This is a genomic window from Leptolyngbya sp. CCY15150 (genome assembly GCF_016888135.1).
In the GTDB taxonomy this organism is placed as follows: Bacteria; Cyanobacteriota; Cyanobacteriia; order RECH01; family RECH01; genus RECH01.
Window position 1 is genome coordinate 42,032 of sequence record NZ_JACSWB010000277.1, and the last position, 23,457, is coordinate 65,488.

Consider the following 23,457-nt stretch of genomic DNA (forward strand, 5'->3'; position numbering starts at 1 on the left):
AGCTAGCAAGCAATACAGATGTACTTATCTTGACGTCAGGTCGTTTCACCTATGGTTCAATACACCCTCACTCAAAGCCCTGAGATCATCCTATCGGTGCCCGGCAAGGATTCTCAAAAAGCACGCAACAAGGCGATGGAACAACTGATGGAATTAATGGATGAGGGCAAGCTCCCCACCGAGCTGTCGAATGGATTTAGTCCTAGCGAATTCATTGAAGTCAAAGAGCCGGAGGTGACGCCCTCGGATGATGAGGACGCTATTACCCATGCTGTGCAGGTGCTCAACAATCTGGCTACGCTGAAAATGAAGGTGCAGTCCTCGCGGGAGGAGGCCATGGCGATTCGTACCCAGATCGATAAGCTGTTCAGTGACGCGCTGGTGACGGAAGAAGAACTCACGGATCTCAAGCAGGGTTTTAAGGTGCTGAAAACCTTTGCCCAAAGCAATGTGCGCTACCGAGAAGCTCGGGCTCAGGCAGAAGAGGCCCGCACCATTCTCGATCGCGCTCTGAAAAGTGGTGACTAGGATCTAAGGGGCGATCGCTTTCGGTTCCTCAGCTCCCATAGCGAAAGGGCGATCGCTCCTAGCCCCAGGGCCGGCGTCAACCAGTTGCCCCAGCGTACGTAGAGGGTTCGGGTTTGGCGACGATAGACGGTGTGGGCATGAAGTTCATAGGTGTTGATGCCAGACATCCAAAGGGTATGGCCATGGGCATCAACGATGCCGGAGTAGCCGGTGTTGGTAGCTCGTACGGCCCAGCGATCGCTTTCGATGGCTCGCATCACGTCTTGGGCATGGTGCTGCATCGGCATTGATGCTGCATAGTGGGCATTGTTCGAGGCCGTGAGGATCAACTGGCCGCCTTGGGCTGTCTGCTGCTGAAAGTGCTGAGGAAAGGCTGATTCATAGCAAATGCCGACTGTCATCAGACCCCAAGGCGTGTCAAATCTGGGGCGCAAATCACCGGCAATCATGCGGGCATCGAGGGGCGATAGGCGGTTGATGATGCTTCCTAGCCAACGCTCGAAGGGAATATATTCGCCTAGGGGTACCAGCCGCGCCTTGCGATATTCGCTGTAGGTGCGCCCATCGCCTAAGACGGTGAACAAGCTGTTGGCAATGTCGCCCCCCTCGCCGCCAAAGGCTCCTAGCCAGATGGGGGTTTGCTGTTCTACCACGGCTTGGTAGAGCGAGGTGCGGGTATGTAGGGGACTTGTCCACACCGTGGGCAGGGCAGTTTCTGGGGTCAACACCACATCAACCCCCTGCTCAGATAGGGTTTCATAGCCTGTGGTGTAGCCTGCGATCGCCCGTCGCCAACCTTCGTCGTAGAGCTTGATGGTATTGGGAATATTGCCTTGAATGATGCCAACCTTCAGGGCCGCATCGGGGGCATCTTGGAGGGGCTGGATGTAAAGCCCGCCGCCGATCAGGTGGGCGCTGACCAAGAGGGCGATCGCTCCTAGTCCATAGGTTCGTGCAGCGGGACGGGCCTGGGGCGATCGCCAAGCGATCACCGCGTAGGCCAGAGCACCATTGACGCCGACGAGGACAGCGGTGATCGTCCAAGGGCCAGAGATCTGACCAAGATGCAGCAGCGGTAGATTATAGGGGCTTTGGCTATAGGCGATCGCTGACCAATAGAGCACTCCTCGGCTCCAGATCCATTCAATGGCGCACCAGAACACAACGCCCCAAAGTATGGAGAGCCATGGTCGAGGCTGTAGCCATCGCAAGATTAAGGTTTGAGCGATCGCCCAAGCGACGGTGATCCCTGCCCCCCAGAGAGTAATGAGCAGCCAACAGACGAGGGCGATGGTGATACTGGCCAGCCAAGGTACGCCCATCCAGGTCATGGGATGCACGCCGGTAATCCAGGCTAGGGCTAGGCCGTGATAGCCTACGCCCCAGGCTAGACCTAGGGCAGCGGCCTGGCGGAGGTTGGAGCCCATGGAGGTAGACTGGCGCGATCGCTGATACACCACCCACCAAAGGGGGGCGATCGCTACCCAAGCTAGCCCATACATCCCCACGGGAACCGGCGTCAGCCCCATCACCAGCCCCCCGATCGCCGCAACGATCAGGAGGTGATGTTGCCCCAACCAAGACCCGATGCGGGGAGGCCATAAGCCAGACCGGTCAGTCTTAGTCGGGACTGTCGTTGGTTTCATCCTCTGTCGCATCTACCACGGTTGCGTCTACGTCTAGAGCCTGGTCATCAGACGCAGTTGGATCAACGACCTCTGCTTCATCCAACTCCGACCCATCCAACTCCGACCCGTCCGCGTCGTCTAGGGAGGCGACCTCATCGAGCTCCTCGTTGGCTGGCGGCACCAGCGCCACGGCCACGATGGCGTCATCTTCATCTAGGCGCTGCACGCGTACCCCAGTGGCAGAGCGAGACTGACAGGTAATGGCTTTCACCACCTGACGGATGATAATGCCACGGCTAGTGACGATGATGAACTCATCGGCATCGTTGACAACCCGGAGAGCGGCTAGCTCATCCTTGGGCAAGCGGAACTTGATGGCCCGCACACCCATGCCGGCCCGGTTTTGCAAACGAAACTCCGACACCGGTACCCGTTTACCCAAGCCACCGGTGGTAATCACCAGCACCCAAGGGCCTTGGTTGCGGGGCGAATCGACATCCAGCTCTTCTGTCTCGCCCTCCAACTCCGGTTCGTCAGCGCTGTTCATCACCTGCTCCACCACTTGGCTCGACAGGATGTCCATACTGATCAGCTCATCGCCTTTCCGCAGCGCCATGGATTTGACGCCACGGGTGGGTCGCCCTAGGGGACGTAGCTGTTCCTGATCGGTGCGGAAGTGAATGGTCATGCCCTTGCGGGTACCAATGATCACGCTGTCTTCCGAATGGGCCCGCCGCACCCAGCGCAACTGGTCGCCCTCCACCAGGGAGATGGCAATCAGGCCGTTGGTGCGAATGTTGCTAAAGGCCGAAAGCTGGGTTTTCTTGATGAACCCACTCTGGGTCAACATGATCAGGTATTCATCGTCGGTGAACTCCGACACCGGAATCACTGAGGTGATCTTTTCATTGTGGGGAATGGGCAGCATCTGCACGGTGGGGGTTCCCCGAGAGGTGCGAGAGCCGGTGGGAATTTGATAGGCCTTCAGGCAGTAGGCTACGCCGCGATCGCTGAAGAACAGAATACTGTCGTGGTCACAGCAGGTGATGAAATGTTCAACACCATCATCGTCTTTCATGCGGGTGCCGGCCTTGCCTCGGGTGGCACGGTTTTGAGCTTCAAAGGTGCTCACCGGCATCCGTTTGATATAGCCCTGCTCTGTCAGCAGAATAATGGCCTGCTCATTGGCAATCAGGTCGATATCGCCGAGGTCGCCGTCATGGGGGGCAATTACCGTGCGACGCGGTGTGCCGTGGGTGGCGCGAATCTGCTCTAGCTCGGTTTCAATAATTTCGAGCACGCGATCGCGACGGTCTAGAATGTCTTGTAGATCAAGAATTCGGGCCCGTAGGTCTTCATGTTCTTGCTGAATTTTCTCGGCTTCTAGGGCCGTCAGCCGCCGCAGTTGCATTTGCAAGATGGCATCGGCTTGGGATTCTGATAATCCGTGGGACTCAATCAGCTCCTGCTTGGCGGTGGGGGCATCGGCGGCCCGGCGAATCAAGGCAATGATCTGATCGAGGTTATCGAGGGCAATGAGCAACCCTTGCAGGAGGTGATCCCGTTCTTCTGCCTTGCGGAGGCGATAGCGGGTGCGGCGCAGGATGGTTTCAATGCGGAAGTCTAGAAAAACCTGCAGCAGGGGGCGAATGCCCAGCAGTTGGGGTTCTCCATCCACCAGGGCCAGCATGTTGACCCCAAAGTTGTTTTGCAGCGGGGTTTGCTTGTAGAGGTTGTTGAGCACCACGCGGGGGTAGGCATCTCGCTTTAGTTCGATGACGATGCGCATACCGTTGCGATCGCTCTCGTCGCGAATGTCGGCAATGCCCTCTAGACGGCGTTCGTTCACCATCTCCGCGATTTTCTCGATCAGCGCTGCCTTATTGGTTTGGAAGGGCAGCTCGGTGATGATGATCGCTTCCCGGTCAGGACGTCCTCGATGTTCGATCGTCTCAATTTCTGCCACGCCGCGCATGGTGACCGAGCCGCGCCCGGTGGCGTAGGCTTCGCGGATGCCGCTGGTGCCCAAGATTTGCCCGCCGGTGGGGAAGTCGGGGCCAGGAATATGTTGACGAAGCTCTACATCGGTTAGCTCGGGATTATGGATCAGGGCGATGACGCCATCAATCAGCTCCCCGAGGTTGTGGGGGGGCACGTTGGTGGCCATGCCTACGGCAATGCCCGATGAACCATTCAGCAGAAGCTGGGGCACGCGAGATGGCATGACCAGGGGTTCTTGCTGAGAGCCGTCGTAGTTGTCAATGAAGTCAACGGTGTCGGCTTCGATGTCTTGCAGCAGCGAGTCTGTGGTGATGGCCCGCAGACGACATTCGGTGTACCGCATGGCTGCTGGCGGATCGTTATCGACGGAGCCAAAGTTGCCATGACCGTCTACCAAGGGCGATCGCATGGAAAAGGTCTGGGCCATGCGCACCAAGGCATCGTAGACGGCGGTGTCCCCGTGGGGATGGTATTTACCGATCACGTCCCCGACCACACGGGCGCATTTCCGGAAGGGACGATCGGGACTAAGCCCCAACTCATGCATCGCATACAGAATGCGACGATGGACAGGTTTCAGACCGTCCCTAGCATCGGGTAGTGCCCGTCCTACGATGACGCTCATCGCATATTCTAAGTAGGATCGAGACATCTCACTCCGCAGATCCGTTGGGACAATCCGTTCCTGAGGGGTGCTCATAGGCTGAAAAGCTCCAAAAACTAAAAATTTCAGCAGTTAATGGCTCAAAATAGCTAAAAACTGCTGATCTACCTGCCGATTGGTCTTAAAAGTTATGAATCGCGTCTGCTCATTCTAGCATGTTTTCCCTAAGTAAGGCCTGGGGTGCAATCCCTCTCTGAGGTCTGGCATGGCATATATAGCTAGGGTTTGGGCGATCGCCCCCTGGGAACTGAGCCGGGGAGTGGCGTAAGTTTTTGCCCATGATCTTACGGGCGATCGCACTCTCCCGTAAGATCGAAAGAAAGCACTTACCTTAGGGCTGCCCATGCTGCCAATTTTCTACGACGACGCCTTCCAACTGCATGACACAGGCTTCTACCATCCTGAGAATGGCGGTCGCTTGACGGCCGTGGCAGCGGCCTTGCGGGCCCAGCCCTGGGCCGATCAGCTCGACTGGCGATCGCCCACACCGGTTGATCGTCAGGGCGATCGGCTCACCCAGGCCCTGCTGCGGGTGCATCCCCGCGACTACCTAGAGGCCGTGCGGGCTTTGTCGAATCAGGGAGGTGGGCAGATTGATCCCGATACCCCCGTCTCACCGTTAACCTACGATGTGGCCAGGCTCGCCGTCAGCGCTTGGTTAGACGGGGTAGATGTGGTGCATCAACATCAATGTCCGGCTTTTGTGCTGGCCCGTCCTCCCGGACACCATGCCCTAGCCCAGCGCGGTATGGGATTTTGCATCTTTTCCAACGCGGCGATCGCTGCCTACTATGCCCTAGAGCAGGCCGGCATCCAGCGTGTGGCAATTTTTGACTGGGACGTGCATCATGGTAACGGCACTCAGGCGATCGTGGAAACCCATCCACGCCTAGCCTATTGCTCCATGCATCAATATCCGTTCTACCCCGGCACCGGGGCCCCAACGGAACAGGGACACTACAACAACGTGCTGAATATTCCCATGGCCGCCGGAAGCACTATCGAGGATTACAGCCCTCGCTTAGAGCAAGACGTCATTCCCTTTTTGAAGGGGTTTGCCCCTGACTTAATCATTGTCAGTGCAGGGTATGATGGCAACCAGGCAGATCCCCTAGCCGGGATCTCGCTACAACCGCGTGACTATGGTCTATTCACCCAAGCCTGCTTGGATGTTTCTCATGCTGTTCTATTGGGTTTAGAAGGGGGCTATGATTACAACACTCTCAGCCAGTCCGTTGTAGCCACCTTAGAAGCCTGCTTAGCCCGAGTTGACATCACCTAGCGTGTGTCATCAGAGTGTGCGGATCAAAAACCGTCCCATCGGGTTAAGGATTTCGAAGCACAAGTCGATAGAGTGAGGCTGATGATGATCGAAGGGCCTGCTTGTGAGGAGTCATGCTCCTGCACTAGGGTCAGTCACCATCAACACCCCTCATGCTGAATGCTCCCTCGATCCGGATCAAGGGAGAAGCAAGGTGTCCTCCTCGGGAACTTTTCAGCATGATCCTCCATCTGAATTGTCAAGGAATCTCCGGAGCTTCGTTTTGCCCATGAGTCAATCCATTCCCATCACTTGGTCAACGGCTGAGGCAACTTCTCCTCAGATACCTGTGCAAGCAGAAAAACTCTCGAACTACGATCTAATTCTTCGGTGTCAGGCTGGGTTGCGGCCTGAAAAAGCAGCGTTCTCTGAACTGATGCGCCGCTACCAATCCCACGTTGATCGGGTCTTGTATCATTTGGCACCTGACTGGTCTGATCGGTCTGACTTAGCCCAGGAAGTCTGGATCCGCGTTTACCGCAATCTTAAGCGCTTGCAGGAGCCTGCCAAGTTTCGGGGCTGGCTGAGCCGTATTACCACGAATTTGTTTTACGACGAACTGCGCAAGCGGAAACGGGTGAGTAGCCCTCTATCTCTAGATGCGCCTCGGATTTTTGATGATGGCGAGATGGATTGGGAACTGCCGTCGGGGGATCCAGGGCCGGCGGAACAGTTGGCAACCCGCGAGTTTTATGACCAGCTACGGGAGGCGATCGCTGATTTACCCGAAGTGTTTCGCATCACCATTGTGCTCCGGGAAATTGAGGGCATGGCCTACGAAGAAATTGCTGAAATTACGGGCGTTTCATTAGGAACGGTGAAGTCACGGATTGCCCGCGCCCGTCAGCGTCTACAGCTTCAACTTCAGGCCTATCTACAAGACTAGGGGCGGCTTTGCTCAGGATAGCTCCAGTCATCCTAACGTTGCCTAAATTTGTAGGAATTTATGGGGGCGATCGCTATCTTTTCTCCGGCGCTTCTCGTATGATTTGATCGGTAGAATTGCTGAGCAGGAAACGACAAGTCCTGACGACACGGTTTAGCGCCATCAGAGCCGCCCCTCATATTGCTCGTCTGACATCATCCAAACGATAGATAGATTCGGCAACAAATGATCGGTTTTGGGAGTCATAGCTGTTTAGGATGGTCAAATTGGCTGATTCTAGCTCACCTCCCACATCGTTAGGATGTAAGGCAAAGCCTGGAGGCAGAAACGCAGCCCGTCAGGTTGACTATCCCTCTCTCGTTCTCACCTCATTCGAACCCTAGTTTAGAAAAAAGGTTCACAAGTTTGGAGGGTGAACATATGAATCCATCTTCCTCGTTGAGCATCATGGAACAAATGAAACGCGATCGCTTCGAGCTACTCAGTGCGTATTTAGATGGGGAGGTGACGTCGGAAGAACGTCATCAGGTTGAAACTTGGCTAGCCCATGATCCTCAGGTTCAACGCCTACATCAGCGCCTGCTATCCCTGCGCCAAGGTTTTGGGGCGATGCCCATGCCCTCAGCAGACTACAGTGCCGACCAGCTTGTTCAGGGTGTTTTCCAAACCCTAGAACGCCGCAAGCGTCGCCGTCTGGGCTGGGGTGGAGCGGCGATCGCTGCTATGGCCGTTGGCGCTGTGTCATGGCTTGTCCCTGGTACGTTTACGCCATCGCCACAGTTGGCTACCTTACCAGACTCAAACTCTGCCGGTATGATTGTGCCGGATGATGCGTTGATGATTGCCCTCGATCAGCCGATCGTGGACATTCCTGCATTGCCGACCTCTCCCAATCCGAAGGGCAATAAGCAAGAGATCTATTAAGTCTCTTGCGCCTCGGGTAAGGACTTGAGTCTGACCTAAAACCAGGTGCGCGTCATCGAAGCGATCGCATCTATGGGGGGATAGCTAGTGGGCTGTTCCCCCATAGTTTTGGGATCCTGAGTTCGGGGCTGGTTGACGGAGGAACCTCGACGACCCTTACCCCAAGCTTTTTCCCAAGCCAGCAGAGGGGAACGCACCTGCACTTTTCCTGCTCTCTTCCCAAGGGAGTGACGTTGACCTCGCGGATGCGGGGAAGCTAGGGAATCAAGGTCGTTTGATACTCTAATTCTGCCGTGCGCGCCTCGGTGAGCCTGGTTAGGCAGTCATTGAGATAGGCTGAATATCCGGTGCCATCGATTGCTTCTCGAACTTCAAAGGTACAGTGGGCATCGCGGTAGTCGATCCAGGCTAGGGCTGCATCGGTGAGTTTTTCTTGGGCGGCGGGGCTGAGCTGCGCCTTCCAGTCTTGATAGACACGGTTCAGCTTGGTATCCACCTCGTCGTATTGCTCTTGGGCGCAGTAGTTATACTCTGGCGTTCCTTGGGGGGCTTGGCAATTGACATTGGACGCTTGGGCTTGCAGCGTCTGGGTTCTATAGCCGATAGAAGAAACACTAAGGGCGATCGCCAGTCCCGTGATCCAAGCCATATGCTGTCGTTTCATCAAACCTCCTTATCATCGAATCTTCTCCGTCAAGCCTGGATGCGTTGCGGTTACGCCTAACCCATGCTGCCGATCGCTCCCAAAGCGGTATACCTATTGTTGTAAAACCTATTGTTGTAAAACCTCAATCCGTTCATCGGTCATCCGTTCTAGGCAAGAGTAATAGGTCAGCGGTTGTATGGAGCCACCTTCAAACAGGCTGGCTTCAAAGTCGCAGTTGTCATCCCGGTAGGTGAGCCAGGCTTCCTGGGCTTCTATCAATGCAGGGCGATCGCTTTGGGGAAGTTGACTCAGCACCTGTTGGTAGAGGCGATTCAGATCCTCATCTGCTAATTTAAAGGTTTCTTCTGCACAGCGATTCATGGCGGATTGAGTCTGTGCATTCTGGCAATCTACACCATCGATCACGACATCCCGATCGCCTGGGGTGAATGGCGTGATCGGCGTGGGTTCTGGAGCCGAGGGCTCAGGGTTAGGCTCAGGTGCGGGCTCTTCTGGGCTGGTGGGAGACTCGGGTGGCGCTTCGGCTGCCGGTGGGGGCGTTGGACGCTCCGCTGTATCTCCCATCCAGCCACAGCTAGGGGCGATCGCCACCCCGAGAATCAGCCCGAAGCGCAGGAGTCTAATCGTCATCTTGGGGAGGGATAGGTGCATGGGAAGAGTATAGGACGAAACCAGTGCATCCTAGATTACATGAAACTTTGGACAGTGTTGGCTATGATGACCCTAACTCCCCTGTTTTGGATGAGTCTGACCATCGTCGTTTATTTTGATCACTCCCACTGTAGCTCAGTTGCTGGCATCTGCTAAACCTATGACCAAACCGAAACCTAAGCCTCAAGAGCAAGATCTGCGTCACCCCGATCTCTATTTCAACCGCGAACTCAGTTGGCTGGAGTTCAACCATCGCGTGTTGTCTGAAGCCTTAGATGAACGGACACGATTGCTCGAACGGCTGAAGTTTTTAGCCATTTTCAGCAACAACTTAGATGAATTCTTTATGGTGCGGGTGGCTGGGTTAAAGCGGCAGGTGGAAGTGCAGGTGAGCAAGCGCACGCCCGATGGACGCACGCCCCAGGATCAGCTCAATGCCATCAGCGATCGCCTCCGCCCGATGGTGCGTGAACAGCACCGGCATTTTGAGCAAGATCTACGCCCCACTCTGAAAGATTACGGCATCCATTTGCTGGACTACAGTCAGCTAACGTCGGAACAGCAATCTTGCCTGAATGACTATTTTAAGGATCAAATCTTCCCAGTCTTGACTCCCTTGGCTGTGGATCCAGGACATCCTTTCCCCTACATTTCCAACCTCAGTCTCAATTTGGCTGTGGTGGTCGAAGATCTGGAAGCTGGCATCGAGCACTTTGCTCGGGTCAAGGTGCCGAAGGTGTTGCCGCGATTTCTACCCCTGCCCAAAAACCTCTGGGGAAGCGATGATGCTTCCATCCTCTGGATGGGCGTTCCGCTGGAGCAGGTGATTGCCCATAATTTAGATTTTCTGTTTCCCGGCATGACGATTCGGGAATATCATCCGTTTCGGATTACCCGCAATGCCGATTTGGAACTAGCGGAAGATGAAGCAGATGACCTGATGATGGCAATTGAGCAGGAGCTGCGCAAACGTCGCCTAGGCGGATCGGTGGTGCGGATGGAGGTCTCGTCTACGATGCCGGATTGGGTGGAGGAAACCCTGCTACAGGAGATGAACCTTACCCACAATGATGTGTATATTGTGGATGGACTGCTGGGGTTAGAAGATCTCATGACCTTGATGTCGCTACCCTTGCCAGACCTGAAGGATGAGCCTTGGACACCCACCGTACCAAATCGACTCAAGCGCCTGCGGGATCCTAATGATGATACGGCGCTCTCTGATCTAGAGGATGGGGAAGATATCTTTTCTATCATGCGGCGACATGAGATTTTGCTGCACCATCCTTATCATGGCTTCTCTACGACTGTGCAGCAGTTTATCGGGCAAGCAGCCCGTGATCCAGATGTATTGGCGATTAAGATGACCCTGTATCGTACCTCAGGAGATTCTCCCATTATCACTGCCCTGATTGCAGCGGCAGAAAACGGCAAGCAGGTGGTGGTCTTAGTAGAACTTAAGGCTCGCTTTGATGAGGAAAATAATATCTGGTGGGCTCGGAAGCTTGAAAAGTCTGGGGTTCACGTCGTTTACGGGCTAATGGGCTTAAAAACCCATACTAAGGTACTGCTGGTGGTGCGGCGGGAGGATGGACATATTAATCGCTATGTTCATATTGGCACTGGCAACTATAATCCCAAAACGGCTAAGCTCTACACGGATTTGGGGCTATTGAGTAGTGATGAAGATTTAGGAGCGGACTTAACGGATCTATTTAATTTCCTCACCGGCTATTCACGGCAAAAATCTTACCGGAAATTACTTGTGGCACCGGTGAACCTACGCGATCGCATGTTGGAACTGATTCAGCGAGAAATTGCGCATTGTGAACAAGGTGGAACCGGGCGGATCATTGCAAAAATGAACTCCCTCGTAGATCCGACGATTATCCAAACGCTCTATAAGGCATCTCAAGCGGGTGTGTCTATTGATTTAATTGTGCGAGGGATCTGCTGTTTGCGCCCTCAACTGCCTGGTATTAGTGAAAATATCCGCGTGATGAGCATTATTGGTCGATATCTTGAGCACTCTAGACTATTTTATTTTCACAATGAAGGAGAGGGCGAGATCTTTATCGGCAGTGCTGACTGGATGCCGCGTAATTTGGATAGGCGGGTGGAAGCGATGACACCGATTACTCATCCTAGGCTGATGAAAGATCTCCTAGAGGTGTTAGATATTATGCTGGCAGATAATCGCCAAGCGTGGGAACTACAGCCTGATGGGCAGTATATTCAGCGTCGCCCTGATGCGGATGAGGAGGAACGTAGTTCTCAGGTGATGTTGATGGAACGAGCCTTGAAGGCCAGTACGCCGTTGTAAGTCGCAAGTTGAGTCTGGCTGCGGGATGATAGAGCCAGGGAGCGATCGCCGATCGCTCCCCATAGCCCTCCTTAGACTCGTTGGCGTTGCTGAATCGCGATATGATTTGCACTAACGAACCGTGAGCGAGACTCCCTCGCACTTCATTCACAATCCCATGATCCTGCCAACCTTTGACCCAAATCGCCTTCAGCAACAGATGCAGTTTGTCTTAGAAATCGACAAGCTTAAAGGCATCCTGCGGCAAACCCTGATTACCGATGCTTCGCGCCAGGAAAATAGTGCTGAACATTCGTGGCACATCGCGATGATGGCGATCGCTCTTGAAGAATATGCCCATCAGCCGGTGAATCTGCTGCATGTGATTCGTCTGCTCCTAGTGCATGATCTGGTGGAAATCGATGCGGGCGATACCTTTTGCTATGACGCCGACGGCAACCAAAGCAAAGCAGCGCGCGAGATACAAGCTGCCGATCGCCTGTTTGGTCTGCTGCCGCCGGAGCAAGGGCAGCAACTGCGCGCTTGGTGGGATGAATATGAGGAGCAAGTGACAGCGGATGCCCAGTTTGCTAAGGCTCTGGATTGTCTACAACCCTTTTTGAATAATATGCAAACTAACGGGCATACCTGGATGCTGCATGGTGTGCATCATGCTCAGGTGCGCGATCGCATGTCGGCGGTGCAGGTTGGCGCGCCGGCCCTGTGGCCCTGGGTGGAATCGCAGATTGAGGAAGCGATCGCGGCTGGTCTGCTGCGGGCCGCCTAGTACCGCAAGAGAGAAGAACGAAAATGGAAGAACGAAGATAGAGGAACGAGAAGGACTTCTAGGGCACACCAGGTTTTCCGCCTCAGCAGGCGGGTTACTGACGCTTCAGAGTACGGGCATTTGGTACGCTGGGAACGATTCGTTGGCAGGTGTCCTGGTTTAATGAGCATGAGTTTACGAGTTCAGCCTTGATGGAGATCAGCCATGCTTGTCACCCAGCACCCTGTATTTCGGCGGTTTTGGTATCCGGTGGTGCCCATCGCCCAGATTCAGCATGGCCCAGCAGCGTTTGAGCTTTTGGGACAACGGCTGGTGATTTGGCAGGCGGGCGAGGGGCAGCCGGTGGCTGTGGCTGATCGCTGTTGCCATCGTTCAGCGCGGCTTTCGCAGGGAACGGTGGTGGACGGTGCGATTCAATGTCCCTACCATGGCTGGTGTTTCGATAGGCAAGGCCGCTGTGTGCAGGTGCCCCAGGTGCCCGATCGCCCCATTTCTCCGGCCTATCAGGTGCCGGGCTATGCCTGCGTTGAGCGCTACGGCTATGCCTGGGTTTGCTTGGATAGTCCGCTGGCAGATATTCCCGATATTCCCGAGGCTGTGGATCCGCAGTTTCGCTACATTCCCCAGTTCTATGAACCCTGGCGCTGTGCCGGTTTGCGGCTGATGGAAAATTCCTTTGACAATGCCCATCCCCACTTTGTCCATCACAAGACCTTTGGCATCTCCCAGGAACCCGTACCACCGCCGCCTACCTCGCTGGAAGAAACGGACGGGGGGCTGACCATGACCTATGGACTGCCGGTGAAAAACTCTGACATGCAGAAACAGAATCTTGGCATGGAGAGCGATCGCACCCTGCGTCTCAGTCGTGCCACCTGGTATCTACCCTTTCTCCGCACCCTGCGGATTACCTATCCTAACGGTCTGGTGCATTTGATTTTTACCGCAGCGACGCCGGTGAATGATCAGGTATCGCAGATTGTCCAGTTCTGTCTGCGCAATGATACGGAGGCGGATGCACCGGCCCAGGATATTATCGCCTTTGACCGAGCGGTGACGCTGGAAGATAAGGATATTTTGGAAGGGACGGACTATGATGTGCCCTTGGATCTCCATGCTGAGCAGCATATGTGGACGGATCAACCCGGCATTATCATGCGGCGCAAATTGGCGCGACTGATTCATCCGGCTGCAGCGCCAGCGATCGCTCTTTCTAGCGCTACACTCTAGAAGCGATCGCGTTTTCTAGAGCTATGACGTTTATTTTGACCAATGATGACGGCATTGATGCCCCCGGTTTGCAGGCCCTGCGGAATGCCGTTGGCGACAACAGTGTGATCGTGGCCCCGCAGAAGCAATATTCTGGCTGCAGCCACCAACTGACCCGAGGAGCAGCGATCGCCATTCAACGCCGATCGGATACGGCCTACGCCATAAATGGCACCCCTGCCGACTGTACCCGGGTGGCAGCGACCCATTTATGCCCCCAAGGAACCTGGGTGCTATCGGGCATCAATGCTGGGGGTAACCTAGGAGCAGATCTGTATGTGTCGGGAACCGTAGCAGCGGTGCGGGAGGCCGCCCTACTGCGATTGCCAGGTATCGCCTTTTCCCACTACATCCACCGTCGTCGGCCGATCAACTGGGAGCGGGCTACCCAGCTCACGGTTCAAGTCCTGGATCGCTTGCTGGGCTTACCCCAGAAACCTGGCTGTTTTTGGAATGTCAATCTACCCCATTTAGGGGACGACGATCCACCGCCAAACCTGGTATTTTGTTCGTGCTGCACCCAACCCCTGCCCACGGAGTTTGAAGTGATCGATCAGCAATTTCGCTACACTGGCGAATATGGCGATCGCACCCATGATCCAAACTCAGATGTGGCAGTATGCTTTGGGGGCAACGTTGCCATTAGCCAGGTTTGCCTGTGGTAGCCTGGCCTCGATGTGAGCCCGTGGTGTTTGGACATCAATCTCGTGAATGACTCAACCCAACTGCCGGTGATTGGCTGGCGAGAATGGCTGGTGTTGCCCGATTTGGGAATCACCGCCATCAAGGCAAAAATTGATACCGGGGCCCGCTCCTCTGCACTCCATGCGTTTCATATTCAGCCTATCGAGCGCGATGGTCAGCCCTGGGTACGGTTTCAGGTTCATCCCTTGCAACGCAACAGCGATCGCACTCTGACGGCAGAAGCCCCGCTTTTAGACGAGCGAGAGGTGCGCAACTCCGGTGGCCATGCTGAACGGCGTCCCGTGATTCAAACGCGGGTGACCTTAAATGGCCAGCATTGGCCGATTGAACTCACCCTCACCAACCGCGATGTGATGGGATTTCGTATGCTGCTGGGTCGGCAGGCCGTGCGCCATAAATTCTGGGTAGACCCAGGGCGATCGTACCTGCAAAGTGCTGATGTTCATTCCACTGTCCATCGTTCAGATTCCTTGTTCATCCATCTCACCGAGCCAGAGCCGTGACAGACTACAACGACCTGCATGACCGTGATTCCTACGTTGATCAGAGCCAGACTGCTGACTCTAGCCCTGCCGATCGCCCCGCTAAACCGATGAAAATCGCCATCCTGTCGCAAAAAGCATCCCTCTATTCCACGCGACGACTGAAGGAAGCCGGTGAGGAACGCGGCCATGAGATCCGGGTGATTGACTACCTGCGTTGCTACATGAATATCACCTCCCATCGTCCTCAGGTGATCTACCAAGGGGATCCGTTGGATGATTTTGATGCGGTGATTCCACGGATTGGCGCGTCTAAAACTTTCTACGGCACGGCGGTGGTGCGGCAGTTTGAGATGATGGGCGTCTTTTGCATGAATGAATCCCAGGCTATCTCGCGATCGCGGGACAAGTTGCGTTGCCTGCAGCTCCTAGCCCGGAAGGGGATTGGTCTTCCCGTCACCGGCTTTGCCCATTCCACGAAAGATATTGAAGGCTTGATTGAAATTGTCGGCGGTGCGCCGTTGGTGATTAAGCTGTTGGAGGGTACCCAGGGCATCGGAGTTGTGCTAGCGGAAACCAAACAGGCTGCCCAGTCGGTGATTGAAGCTTTCCGTGGACTAGATGCCAATATTTTGGTGCAGGAGTTTATTAAGGAAGCCGGGGGCATGGATATCCGCTGCTTTGTGATTGGCGACAAGGTGGTGGCGGCTATGAAGCGTCAGGGAGCCCCCGGCGAATTTCGCTCTAACCTGCACCGGGGCGGTATGGCAGCCAAAATTAAACTCACCCCGGAAGAGCGTAGCACGGCGATCCGAGCTGCTAAAGCCATGGGGCTGCGGGTGGCAGGGGTCGATATTCTGCGATCGAACCATGGCCCAGTGGTGATGGAGGTGAATTCATCCCCTGGTCTAGAGGGCATTGAAGCGGCAACCCAGGCGGATGTGGCAGGTAAGATTATTGAATTTGTGGCCAAAAATGCTACGCCGCAACGCAGCCGAAATCGCCTCAATGGTTAACCATGGCTAACCACAGTGCTGCAGGTTTGCGATACTCTGGAATGCATGAGTGATGTCAATGTCAGCAGGGATACAAAGGGTGGAGTCGAAGAGCGATCGCCCCTCGGTCGTCAGCCGGGGACGGCGATCGCGATTGGTGGAGTGGAGGTGCTGCCGGGACGCAAGCAGCGTCTAGAACTTCCCATTGCCCGTCTACCGACGCAAACGTTACTCAGTTTACCGGTGACGGTGATCAATGGGCGCTATCAAGGGCCCTGTCTTTGGCTGAGTGCCGCTATTCATGGCGATGAAATTAACGGTGTGGATATTATCCGCCAAGTGCTGACCCAGGTAAAACCCCATCGCCTGCATGGACGGCTGATTGCCGTTCCCATTGTCAATATGTTTGGCTTTATCGAACAATCGCGCTATCTACCCGATCGCCGCGACTTAAATCGATCTTTTCCTGGCTCCAAGCGCGGCTCCTTGGCAGCTCGCCTCGCCCATTTGTTTATGACTGAGGTGGTCGCCCATTGCGACTACGGCATTGACTTACATACCGCCTCTTTTCATCGCGTCAACTGGCCTCAGGTGCGCGGCGACTTCAGCAATGCCAAGACCTATGCGGTAGCGAAGGCCTTTGGGGCACCCATTATCATTCATTCATCCATGCGGGATGGTTCCCTGCGACAAGCGGCAGCCAATCGCGGCATCCCAGTGCTGCTCTACGAAGCTGGGGAAGCCCTACGGTTTGACCAAGACGCGATCGCTACCGGCGTGACGGGCATTTTACAGGTGATGTCGGCATTAGGGATGTATAGCTCACCTATCCTTCATCCTTCAGTTGATCCCATCGAGGTGCAGGAAACGAAATGGGTGCGGGCGAGTCGAAGCGGAATGCTGCACCCAGCAGTGACTTTAGGACAGTCGATTCAGAAAAAACAATCTTTGGGCTTCATCACGGATGCCTTCGGCGATCGCACCAGTAAAATTGATAGTCCCTACAACGGCATTGTCATCGGTCACACCAATAATCCCTTAGTCAATCAAGGCGATGGTCTATTTCATCTCGCGGTGACTGAGTCCTAGGGGGCGATCGCTAGATCCGAAACTTACCCTAACTCATCTATACACCTTTTTATACAGCGATGATCTTGGTTACCCTAAATCTATTCATATTCCCCCCAAAAACAATTCAAGTCTTCATCTAATTTGGACTGCCGTTGCTACAGTACATCTTCCTCTAATTGCAAATCACGCAAAGAGTATCTTTTCTCAACTGATTGGTTAGATCTTTCAATAACCTCTGCAACAACACGTCGATTCACCATAGGTCCAACTCGATCATCAATTTCCTCTACCGAGGCGTCATGAAGAGCGATCGCTCTGCCGCAGCTTTTCTCACGAGTTGTTGGACAGTAGCAGGCACTGGGCTAACTCAGTCGCCAGCAGCCCAGTGCAGCTTCAAGCAAATGCGCTAGGGCAGGATCACAGGGCACCATGTGCCGATGGTATGGTTGATGTGAAAGGTTGTCACAGCAGTTTTCCTACGCGATACCATTTGCAAGGCTGGGGTGGCGATCAACCTATTGATTTAACACATCCCGCTTGTGCTGAGGGGCAGCAGCGATCGCAGCCACTTGGGCTCTCAAGTCCTCTGAGATTCCCAATTCCTCAAGGGTGATCATCAAGTCTTCGGCTACGGCGTCAAAGTGCTCGCTGTTTAGTCCATGGTGTTTGACGAGTTCTTGATGGGCTTCGCGCATATAGCGGCCATCGTACTTATCGGTGCCGCCAAAGGCGTAGGTCAAGAAGGCCTTTTGGTGTGCTCGCTGCTTGGTCATGTTCACGTTGGCAAAGAAGTGCTTAATGCGATCATCCTGGAGCACGCGCTCGTAAAATTTATCGACGGCTAAATCTACTGCTGCTGCGCCACCTAGTTGGTCAAATAAGGTCGTCATGGGTTGTCCTTTGAAATAAAAAACGATTGAGAGATGTCTGTTGAGAAATGTCTGTTTTTTGGGCGTTGCTGAATGAGGCAATGAAATCGGAACGTGAGATGCTCACACTCCCAACTCATTCGCCATCAAGACAGTGTGAGCGAGACGCTCACGGTTAAACATGAGCTACTCCACTGTTTGGCCTCAGTGTGACAGAGATTGTTCAATTTGTTCATGAGGTAGCTCATAGTCTGACCACTTCCAGTCTTCAAGGCTGGATACATGGATACAAAACAAAGCCCTCAATCAGGGGGCGATCGCTTTTTCTGAGAGATGTTGCGAGGGGCGATCGCTAGAACGGCAGATCTGTATCTGTACTGAAAAGGCATTGACTATAATGCCAGCCTTCACGGATGACCCAGTCGCTACGGACACCTCTGGTAGATCCTAGAAACGTAACCCTCGCCTCATAGATTCCTGGCTGGACAGAAAAAACTTTCTCTTCTCCCTTTCGACATACCTAGGGCTGAGAATTGAGAGAGGCAAGCATGGCTTTGAGGTGATGGAGTCCCACTGAATAGGTTGTCTTGCGCCGATGGGTTGCTTTTGATGGCTGAGGTACGGTTGGACGTTCATCGCACCTACTATTGGATCGCTGCTTTGGTTTTGGGTGACCACTTTTCAATCTGTCGAGTCCATCGTTTTGTCTCCTGGCAACATAGTATTCCCCTGGCTGTGGGATTCTATAGATAGCAAATCGATCACATTTGACTAGCAGATATTGCAGTCCCTTTGGGTGGCGGGTGAACTGGAGGGCGATCGCTTCTGGGTCGGCCTTGTAATGTTGCTGGAAATGTTGGCATAGCTGTTGCCGACTGATCCATGGAGTCTGGGTGTTCTGTTGATTGTCGTCGATCAGATGCTCTATTGCTTTTAGAAAATTGTGCTTCGACCAACCGTCTTTCATGGGTTGTCCTGGTTCTAGAATGTGGGAGTTTATTGCACGGGATGCTATGGGACTTGTGCTGGTCATGCACTGACCAGGCCATGCCTAACTACAGATTGACGGTGCAATGTATCGCACGACTTATCGGTCTAAATTTGGTGTGGGTTTCCCTACATTCTCGATGTCATCTATCAGGCCAAGGTTGATCCAATGGATGGACGTTGGTCTGAATGTTGATGTGGATGCTTAGGTGTGAAGTACATTTGCGGCGCGGGATGTTTGCTAATCGTCACGCCATTGAAGGGTTGACCCTATAGCGAGAAGGGTTGACTGTTCTGCGATCGCAGAACAACATGTCCGACATCGCAAAACAGAATCCTGATCGAAGGACAAAAGTGTTTTGCTGAGACGTTTTTTGCAGCATTTTTAAGCCCCCAGACTTGTCACTTAGCAAGCATGTTGGCTAGCCAAATATTGGGGCATAGATTGGGCTCTGAAATCCTGGAGAGATGACTGCGACCATGGGCTGTGAGGGGGTGGGCAGGAGGGGAGATCTTTCAGGACTCGGGCAACCTCAGCGGCGCTTCAGGGGGGCTACAGTCCATCGGGTTAATTGCGGTATTCGCAAACAATCAGCAGCCCTCTATCCCTATAAAACCCTTGTTTTGTAAGCAATCTGGAGAATCCTGACCTGGAATAAAAGTCTACTGGACTAATATTGGACTAAATTTTTGAGGGTCATTTCAGGGCAATTCTAGGGCGATCGCCTCCCCTCCGTCCTCTGAACACCGACCACGATCCAGGCAATTTGGCCTGTAGATCGGGTTGGCGATCGCCCCCAACTCACCTCAATCACCCCTGAAGTGTATCCAATTTACCACCCAAAAAACGCGGATTTTAGGGGGAAAATCCAGGCAAAATTTGCTGCTTGAATTGCCTTAAATCAAGACATTAATTCTTAGAAATAGACCTAAAACAAACACAATAGACTCACATTAAGATAGCCATATATAACTAAGAGATTAATAGTCTTAAATTAGGACTCATTTCAAGACTATTTGTATTGATATAAGACCTTGTTTGCAAGCGATCGCTCCCTAGTTTTGGGAACACAAAAACGCCGTTCTTCAATCTCCCGTTATCCAGTCAAAAGCGATCGCTCCGTTTCGCCCATTTGCGCAATCACCAAATTCTTTATCTCAAAACGAGACGCTTAATCTTGTTACTAGTCTTAACTTAAGACTTAAAAATTCAACTTAAGACTTAGGTTAAGACTTCAAAAATTAATTCAAGACTGAATTTCTTAACAAAGATAGCGATCGCCTATATTGCCCATCATTCTTAGTTCTAGGTATTCTTTTGGTAAAAGATCCCACTCAGATTTACGCTAACAATCAGCCCAATAAATTTATCGGTAAAAACCATGTCCAAAAACCATTACAAATTCAGCTTCTTCAATCGGCGATCGCCCATGTTGTGGGGAGCGATCGCCCTTGCCCTCACCCTAGGAGCCTGCGGCGAAACGGCTCCTAGCGCTGATTCCGATGCTGCCGATACTGCCGATACGACCGACACCGCTGCCAGCAGCGAAGCGCTGAAAATTGGCACCCTGCTGCCGATCACCGGCGACCTGGCCCAATATGGTGGCCCGATGCAAGATTCCGCCACCTTATTAGTCGAAACCGTAAACGGTTGCGGCGGTGTTCTAGGGCAACCCGTGCAGCTCATTTCTGAAGACGACCAAACCGATCCGGCCGCTGGGGCCGCCGCTATGAGTAAACTTGCCGAAGTCGATCAAGTCTCTGGCGTTGTGGGAGCTGCTGCTAGCTCCGTCTCCAGCGCTGCTGTTGACATTGCCGTTCGCAACCAAGTGGTCGAAATTTCCCCCTCTGCCACCAGCCCCGTTTTCACAGAACAAGCCAAAGCCGGTGACTTTGATGGCTACTGGTTCCGCACGGCACCGCCCGACACCTTCCAAGGCCAAGCCCTGGCCCAGTTAGCCATGGATCAGGGGTATGAAACCGTTGCCGTCATCGCAATTAATAACGACTACGGTAGCGGTCTGGTTCAGTCCTTCGCTGAAGCCTACACCGCCCTCGGGGGCACCGTCGTCAACCAAGACAATCCCACCCTCTATCCCCCCGATGCTTCCTCCTTCGACTCCGAAGTCAGCAGCGTCTTCAATGGTTCCCCCGATGCTGTCCTGCTCGTTGCCTATCCTGAGACCGGCAGTCTCATTCTGCAAGCTGCCTTTGAGCAGGGTTTTCTCGATGGCGAGACCCAAGTGTTGCTGACCGATGGCATGAAAGATGCCAGCATCGCTGAACTGGTCGGCAAAGATAGCGACGGCAGCTTCGTCATTTCTGGCGTCATGGGCACCGCGCCCAGTGCTGGCGGCCCTGGCTTAGAACAATTCACCGCCATCTATAACGACGCCTTTAACCGCGACCCCTCTGTTTTTGATCCCAACACATGGGATGCCACCGCTCTCATTGCCCTAGCGGCAGAAGCAGCCGGCGATACTAGCGGTACCGCTATCCGCGATGCCATCCGCAACGTTGCGAACGCGCCTGGCACTGAAGTGACAGATGTTTGCGAAGCTCTAGAACTCATCCGTCAAGGAGAAGATATCAACTACCAAGGTGCTAGCGGCCCAGTCGATTTGGATGACCAAGGCGATGTGGTAGGCAGCTACGATATTTGGACTGTCGGCGATGATGGGGCCATTCAGGTTCAAGAAACCATTGAAATTGGCGGCTAACAATCAGGAAAGCCCCCACCTGATCGAGTAGCTAACTACGTAAGTTTCCCAGGGCGATCGCCTTGGGAAACTTAACATTCAACGGATTGAGATCGTTCTAGAATCACTGTGAAAACAGAGCGATCGCTAGTTTTGCTTGACATCACTTAAACACTGCCCCCAAAACGCTTAACGTTGTATTCATTCATCACCCCCATGGACCAACCCAACGAACCCAAGGCCAAGCAAAATGCTTTTTGGCCAGCCATTGATTCCATCAAACGTGCCCGTGAAGTAGCCCAGCAAGGATTTTGGGCTGCTGTTGTTGTCGCGGTTATTACCAGTATCGTAGCCATCATTGCGATCGCGACAGGTGGAACGCTAGGTCTCCCTGTCAGCGCTTGGTCATTTATCGATGTCGGCATCTTTGTGGCGATCGCCATTGGTATTCGCCGCATGTCTCGCATTGCTGCAGTTCTAGGCTTAGTAGTCTACGCAGGCAATCAACTATATATCTGGTCGATCACCGGCCCGCCAACCGGCGGTATTATCGTGGTCATCTTCCTGATTTTGGCTTTCATCCATGGTGTGCGCGGCACCTTTGCCTACCACAGCTACCGCAAGCAAGGGATTGAAGAAACCCTGGCAGAAGAAAGCCCCATGCCCGTAGACGACGTTCCATCCTAAACGCGATCGCTCCCTTTGAGACTCCTGTCCAAGAAGTGGGCAAAGCGAGGCATTTCTTCCTATGCTGGAGGAGATGCCTCAACCTTTTTGGGAACAGGCGATATTCTCTGACTCGAAGGAGTACAACCTATGCCTGGTTTTGGCGATTTGGTGCAAAAAGCATTCTATTTAGGCGTTGGCATCGCATCCTATGCCGGTGAAAAAGCAGGAACGACCTTTACGGAACTGCGATCGCAGGCCCAAAAGCTCGCCGATGAAATGGTGGCTCGGGGTGAAATGAACACGGAAGAAGCGAAGCGGATGGTAGACGAAATGGTGAGCAAGGCTCAGCAAGCTCCCAAACCACCCACAGCCGAGCGTCCTAGCGAACCCCGTCGCATCGAAATCCTTTCCGATGACGATGAACCTAGCCCCGAAGCCGTTGACTCTCTACGCGATCAAGTCACCCAACTGCGTGATGAACTCAACCGCCTCAAGAAAGATTCCTAGCCACAGGCTCACTCCGCCCCTGCGATGCACACCGCTTCGATCCCTGAAGGGCGATCGCTAGCCCTAACACACAACTGACCGGTTGGGCTGAGTGGAGCCAAGGCCCAACCGCACTGCTATAGGTCAAAACAATGAACGATTGGTATAACGACTGGTGGAAAGCCTGGGACGATATGGCAGACCAAGTCGAACAGTTCTGCCAAGATGTTTCCGAGCAACTGGACGAAGTGGCTGACTTTTTGATGGAGTCTACCGCCACCCTCGTCAACGACCTGGAAGCAGCGATCGCCCCCCAGCTCGACGACTTCGACAGCCAAGTGAGTCAATGGCTTGATCCAATCCTAGAGACCTTTCTAGACCTAGACGAACCCTTAGACAACGACTTCTTCTATCCCATGTATCCACCGGTGCAGCCCAGCAGCAATCACCATCCAGCCTGCATCGGCTGCCAGCACTACCACGGCCAAGTCTATGGCAGCACTCTCCTCGTCTGCGGCATGCATCCCTACGGCTGGGATGGTGATACCTGTCCCGATTGGGAAGCTAACCTACCTCTTGACTAGGCTCATCTAGCTCATCCATCAACACATCGGACGGTGGCTGAAGCGATCGCATCGCCTCCCGCGTCTTCCAGCCCGCCTGCCATAGATGTCGATCCTTGAGGGCATTGGCATTCAGCCAAAATCGCACCGTTGGGTCACAAGACGCCACCAGTTCTGCAAACACCCAACCTTGCTCATTTTTGCGATTCACCACCTGGAAATGTCGCCATCCCCAAGTGGTTTGCAGCGACGTCCATTTTGAACCGAGTAGGTGGGGAAATCGTTGCTTCTTCGCCATACTGC

At 53.8% G+C, this 23,457-nt stretch carries 23 protein-coding genes; 15 read left to right on the forward strand and 8 right to left on the reverse strand.

Annotated elements, in window-relative coordinates; genetic code table 11:
• Positions 1 to 51: 51 nt before the first annotated feature.
• Positions 52 to 528 carry a hypothetical protein gene (locus JUJ53_RS20385; RefSeq protein WP_204153868.1) on the forward strand — a complete coding sequence of 159 codons (477 nt, stop codon included), beginning with the start codon at positions 52 to 54 and terminating at the stop codon, positions 526 to 528.
• On the opposite strand, the gene lnt is transcribed toward JUJ53_RS20385, so the two are convergent.
• Both lnt and gyrA read right to left on the reverse strand, forming a co-directional pair.
• Positions 525 to 2,174 (reverse strand): apolipoprotein N-acyltransferase, encoded by a 1,650-nt coding sequence (gene lnt / locus JUJ53_RS20390; protein ID WP_239125241.1) that lies wholly within the window; start codon positions 2,172 to 2,174, stop codon positions 525 to 527. The genes JUJ53_RS20385 and lnt overlap by 4 nt on opposite strands.
• Positions 2,149 to 4,857 carry a DNA gyrase subunit A gene (gene gyrA, locus JUJ53_RS20395; RefSeq protein ID WP_204153869.1) on the reverse strand — a complete coding sequence of 903 codons (2,709 nt, stop codon included), beginning with the start codon at positions 4,855 to 4,857 and terminating at the stop codon, positions 2,149 to 2,151. Before gyrA ends, lnt begins: the two co-directional genes overlap by 26 nt.
• Before the next feature lie 307 nt (positions 4,858 to 5,164).
• Between gyrA and JUJ53_RS20400 the strand changes: the two genes are divergently transcribed.
• From JUJ53_RS20400 to JUJ53_RS20410, 3 genes are all read left to right on the forward strand, one after another.
• Positions 5,165 to 6,103 carry a histone deacetylase gene (locus tag JUJ53_RS20400; protein ID WP_204153870.1) on the forward strand — a complete coding sequence of 313 codons (939 nt, stop codon included), beginning with the start codon at positions 5,165 to 5,167 and terminating at the stop codon, positions 6,101 to 6,103.
• Positions 6,104 to 6,371: 268 nt separating this feature from the next.
• Positions 6,372 to 7,028, forward strand: coding sequence for a sigma-70 family RNA polymerase sigma factor (locus tag JUJ53_RS20405; protein WP_204153871.1), 657 nt, complete (start codon positions 6,372 to 6,374; stop codon positions 7,026 to 7,028).
• Positions 7,029 to 7,448: 420 nt separating this feature from the next.
• Entirely contained in the window at positions 7,449 to 7,952 is a 504-nt protein-coding gene (locus tag JUJ53_RS20410) for a Fis family transcriptional regulator (RefSeq protein ID WP_204153872.1), read from the forward strand.
• Positions 7,953 to 7,987: 35 nt separating this feature from the next.
• On the opposite strand, the gene JUJ53_RS20415 is transcribed toward JUJ53_RS20410, so the two are convergent.
• The 3 genes from JUJ53_RS20415 to JUJ53_RS20425 all read right to left on the reverse strand — a co-directional run bounded on the left by JUJ53_RS20415 (position 7,988) and on the right by JUJ53_RS20425 (position 9,249).
• Positions 7,988 to 8,149 carry a hypothetical protein gene (locus tag JUJ53_RS20415; RefSeq protein ID WP_204153873.1) on the reverse strand — a complete coding sequence of 54 codons (162 nt, stop codon included), beginning with the start codon at positions 8,147 to 8,149 and terminating at the stop codon, positions 7,988 to 7,990.
• 59 nt (positions 8,150 to 8,208) lie between these two features.
• The gene (locus tag JUJ53_RS20420; RefSeq protein WP_204153874.1) at positions 8,209 to 8,616 is read right to left on the reverse strand and encodes a lysozyme inhibitor LprI family protein; all 408 of its coding nucleotides are present in this window, start codon (positions 8,614 to 8,616) and stop codon (positions 8,209 to 8,211) included.
• Between the two features lie 108 nt (positions 8,617 to 8,724).
• Positions 8,725 to 9,249 carry a lysozyme inhibitor LprI family protein gene (locus tag JUJ53_RS20425; RefSeq protein ID WP_204153875.1) on the reverse strand — a complete coding sequence of 175 codons (525 nt, stop codon included), beginning with the start codon at positions 9,247 to 9,249 and terminating at the stop codon, positions 8,725 to 8,727.
• 181 nt (positions 9,250 to 9,430) lie between these two features.
• On the opposite strand from JUJ53_RS20425, the gene ppk1 reads away from it, so the two are divergent.
• From ppk1 to JUJ53_RS20460, 7 genes are all read left to right on the forward strand, one after another.
• On the forward strand, positions 9,431 to 11,593 hold the full coding sequence (ppk1, locus tag JUJ53_RS20430) for a polyphosphate kinase 1 (RefSeq protein ID WP_204153876.1): 2,163 nt from the start codon (positions 9,431 to 9,433) through the stop codon (positions 11,591 to 11,593).
• A 121-nt stretch (positions 11,594 to 11,714) separates the two neighbouring features.
• A complete protein-coding gene (locus JUJ53_RS20435) occupies positions 11,715 to 12,359 on the forward strand; it encodes an HD domain-containing protein (RefSeq protein WP_343328001.1) in 645 nt (214 codons plus the stop codon).
• Between the two features lie 204 nt (positions 12,360 to 12,563).
• Positions 12,564 to 13,589, forward strand: coding sequence for an aromatic ring-hydroxylating dioxygenase subunit alpha (locus JUJ53_RS20440; RefSeq protein WP_204153877.1), 1,026 nt, complete (start codon positions 12,564 to 12,566; stop codon positions 13,587 to 13,589).
• 23 nt (positions 13,590 to 13,612) lie between these two features.
• Positions 13,613 to 14,293, forward strand: coding sequence for a 5'/3'-nucleotidase SurE (gene surE / locus JUJ53_RS20445; RefSeq protein ID WP_204153878.1), 681 nt, complete (start codon positions 13,613 to 13,615; stop codon positions 14,291 to 14,293).
• 42 nt (positions 14,294 to 14,335) lie between these two features.
• The gene (locus JUJ53_RS20450) at positions 14,336 to 14,836 is read left to right on the forward strand and encodes an ATP-dependent zinc protease (protein WP_204153879.1); all 501 of its coding nucleotides are present in this window, start codon (positions 14,336 to 14,338) and stop codon (positions 14,834 to 14,836) included.
• An 89-nt stretch (positions 14,837 to 14,925) separates the two neighbouring features.
• Complete coding sequence (gene rimK / locus JUJ53_RS20455) at positions 14,926 to 15,831, forward strand: 30S ribosomal protein S6--L-glutamate ligase (protein ID WP_204153899.1); 906 nt, start codon at positions 14,926 to 14,928, stop codon at positions 15,829 to 15,831.
• Positions 15,832 to 15,876: 45 nt separating this feature from the next.
• A complete protein-coding gene (locus tag JUJ53_RS20460) occupies positions 15,877 to 16,899 on the forward strand; it encodes a succinylglutamate desuccinylase/aspartoacylase family protein (protein ID WP_204153880.1) in 1,023 nt (340 codons plus the stop codon).
• A 497-nt stretch (positions 16,900 to 17,396) separates the two neighbouring features.
• On the opposite strand, the gene JUJ53_RS20465 is transcribed toward JUJ53_RS20460, so the two are convergent.
• Positions 17,397 to 17,771, reverse strand: a complete 375-nt coding sequence (locus JUJ53_RS20465) for a group 1 truncated hemoglobin (protein WP_204153881.1) — start codon at positions 17,769 to 17,771, stop codon at positions 17,397 to 17,399.
• 499 nt (positions 17,772 to 18,270) lie between these two features.
• Positions 18,271 to 18,717 carry a hypothetical protein gene (locus tag JUJ53_RS20470; RefSeq protein WP_204153882.1) on the reverse strand — a complete coding sequence of 149 codons (447 nt, stop codon included), beginning with the start codon at positions 18,715 to 18,717 and terminating at the stop codon, positions 18,271 to 18,273.
• Between the two features lie 1,402 nt (positions 18,718 to 20,119).
• Between JUJ53_RS20470 and JUJ53_RS20475 the strand changes: the two genes are divergently transcribed.
• From JUJ53_RS20475 to JUJ53_RS20490, 4 genes are all read left to right on the forward strand, one after another.
• Complete coding sequence (locus JUJ53_RS20475) at positions 20,120 to 21,457, forward strand: ABC transporter substrate-binding protein (RefSeq protein WP_239125242.1); 1,338 nt, start codon at positions 20,120 to 20,122, stop codon at positions 21,455 to 21,457.
• 195 nt (positions 21,458 to 21,652) lie between these two features.
• Entirely contained in the window at positions 21,653 to 22,123 is a 471-nt protein-coding gene (locus JUJ53_RS20480) for a hypothetical protein (RefSeq protein ID WP_204153883.1), read from the forward strand.
• Between the two features lie 129 nt (positions 22,124 to 22,252).
• Complete coding sequence (locus JUJ53_RS20485) at positions 22,253 to 22,612, forward strand: phasin family protein (protein WP_204153884.1); 360 nt, start codon at positions 22,253 to 22,255, stop codon at positions 22,610 to 22,612.
• A gap of 131 nt (positions 22,613 to 22,743) precedes the next feature.
• Positions 22,744 to 23,175 (forward strand): hypothetical protein, encoded by a 432-nt coding sequence (locus JUJ53_RS20490; protein WP_204153885.1) that lies wholly within the window; start codon positions 22,744 to 22,746, stop codon positions 23,173 to 23,175.
• On the opposite strand, the gene JUJ53_RS20495 is transcribed toward JUJ53_RS20490, so the two are convergent.
• Positions 23,156 to 23,452 carry a TIGR02450 family Trp-rich protein gene (locus tag JUJ53_RS20495; protein WP_204153886.1) on the reverse strand — a complete coding sequence of 99 codons (297 nt, stop codon included), beginning with the start codon at positions 23,450 to 23,452 and terminating at the stop codon, positions 23,156 to 23,158. The genes JUJ53_RS20490 and JUJ53_RS20495 overlap by 20 nt on opposite strands.
• Positions 23,453 to 23,457: the final 5 nt, after the last annotated feature.

What these genes read in the sequence shown, in the direction of transcription:
- JUJ53_RS20440 (WP_204153877.1), top strand. Translation starts at nt 12,564, where the DNA reads ATGCTTGTCACCCAGCACCCTGTATTTCGGCGGTTTTGGTATCCGGTG.
- gyrA (WP_204153869.1), bottom strand. Translation starts at nt 4,857, where the DNA reads ATGAGCACCCCTCAGGAACGGATTGTCCCAACGGATCTGCGGAGTGAG.
- JUJ53_RS20485 (WP_204153884.1), top strand. Translation starts at nt 22,253, where the DNA reads ATGCCTGGTTTTGGCGATTTGGTGCAAAAAGCATTCTATTTAGGCGTT.
- JUJ53_RS20400 (WP_204153870.1), top strand. Translation starts at nt 5,165, where the DNA reads ATGCTGCCAATTTTCTACGACGACGCCTTCCAACTGCATGACACAGGC.
- ppk1 (WP_204153876.1), top strand. Translation starts at nt 9,431, where the DNA reads ATGACCAAACCGAAACCTAAGCCTCAAGAGCAAGATCTGCGTCACCCC.
- JUJ53_RS20480 (WP_204153883.1), top strand. Translation starts at nt 21,653, where the DNA reads ATGGACCAACCCAACGAACCCAAGGCCAAGCAAAATGCTTTTTGGCCA.
- JUJ53_RS20490 (WP_204153885.1), top strand. Translation starts at nt 22,744, where the DNA reads ATGAACGATTGGTATAACGACTGGTGGAAAGCCTGGGACGATATGGCA.
- JUJ53_RS20405 (WP_204153871.1), top strand. Translation starts at nt 6,372, where the DNA reads ATGAGTCAATCCATTCCCATCACTTGGTCAACGGCTGAGGCAACTTCT.
- JUJ53_RS20475 (WP_239125242.1), top strand. Translation starts at nt 20,120, where the DNA reads ATGTCCAAAAACCATTACAAATTCAGCTTCTTCAATCGGCGATCGCCC.
- JUJ53_RS20470 (WP_204153882.1), bottom strand. Translation starts at nt 18,717, where the DNA reads ATGAAAGACGGTTGGTCGAAGCACAATTTTCTAAAAGCAATAGAGCAT.
- JUJ53_RS20410 (WP_204153872.1), top strand. Translation starts at nt 7,449, where the DNA reads ATGAATCCATCTTCCTCGTTGAGCATCATGGAACAAATGAAACGCGAT.
- lnt (WP_239125241.1), bottom strand. Translation starts at nt 2,174, where the DNA reads ATGAAACCAACGACAGTCCCGACTAAGACTGACCGGTCTGGCTTATGG.
- JUJ53_RS20460 (WP_204153880.1), top strand. Translation starts at nt 15,877, where the DNA reads ATGAGTGATGTCAATGTCAGCAGGGATACAAAGGGTGGAGTCGAAGAG.
- JUJ53_RS20425 (WP_204153875.1), bottom strand. Translation starts at nt 9,249, where the DNA reads ATGACGATTAGACTCCTGCGCTTCGGGCTGATTCTCGGGGTGGCGATC.
- surE (WP_204153878.1), top strand. Translation starts at nt 13,613, where the DNA reads ATGACGTTTATTTTGACCAATGATGACGGCATTGATGCCCCCGGTTTG.
- JUJ53_RS20385 (WP_204153868.1), top strand. Translation starts at nt 52, where the DNA reads ATGGTTCAATACACCCTCACTCAAAGCCCTGAGATCATCCTATCGGTG.
- JUJ53_RS20465 (WP_204153881.1), bottom strand. Translation starts at nt 17,771, where the DNA reads ATGACGACCTTATTTGACCAACTAGGTGGCGCAGCAGCAGTAGATTTA.
- JUJ53_RS20420 (WP_204153874.1), bottom strand. Translation starts at nt 8,616, where the DNA reads ATGAAACGACAGCATATGGCTTGGATCACGGGACTGGCGATCGCCCTT.
- rimK (WP_204153899.1), top strand. Translation starts at nt 14,926, where the DNA reads ATGAAAATCGCCATCCTGTCGCAAAAAGCATCCCTCTATTCCACGCGA.
- JUJ53_RS20495 (WP_204153886.1), bottom strand. Translation starts at nt 23,452, where the DNA reads ATGGCGAAGAAGCAACGATTTCCCCACCTACTCGGTTCAAAATGGACG.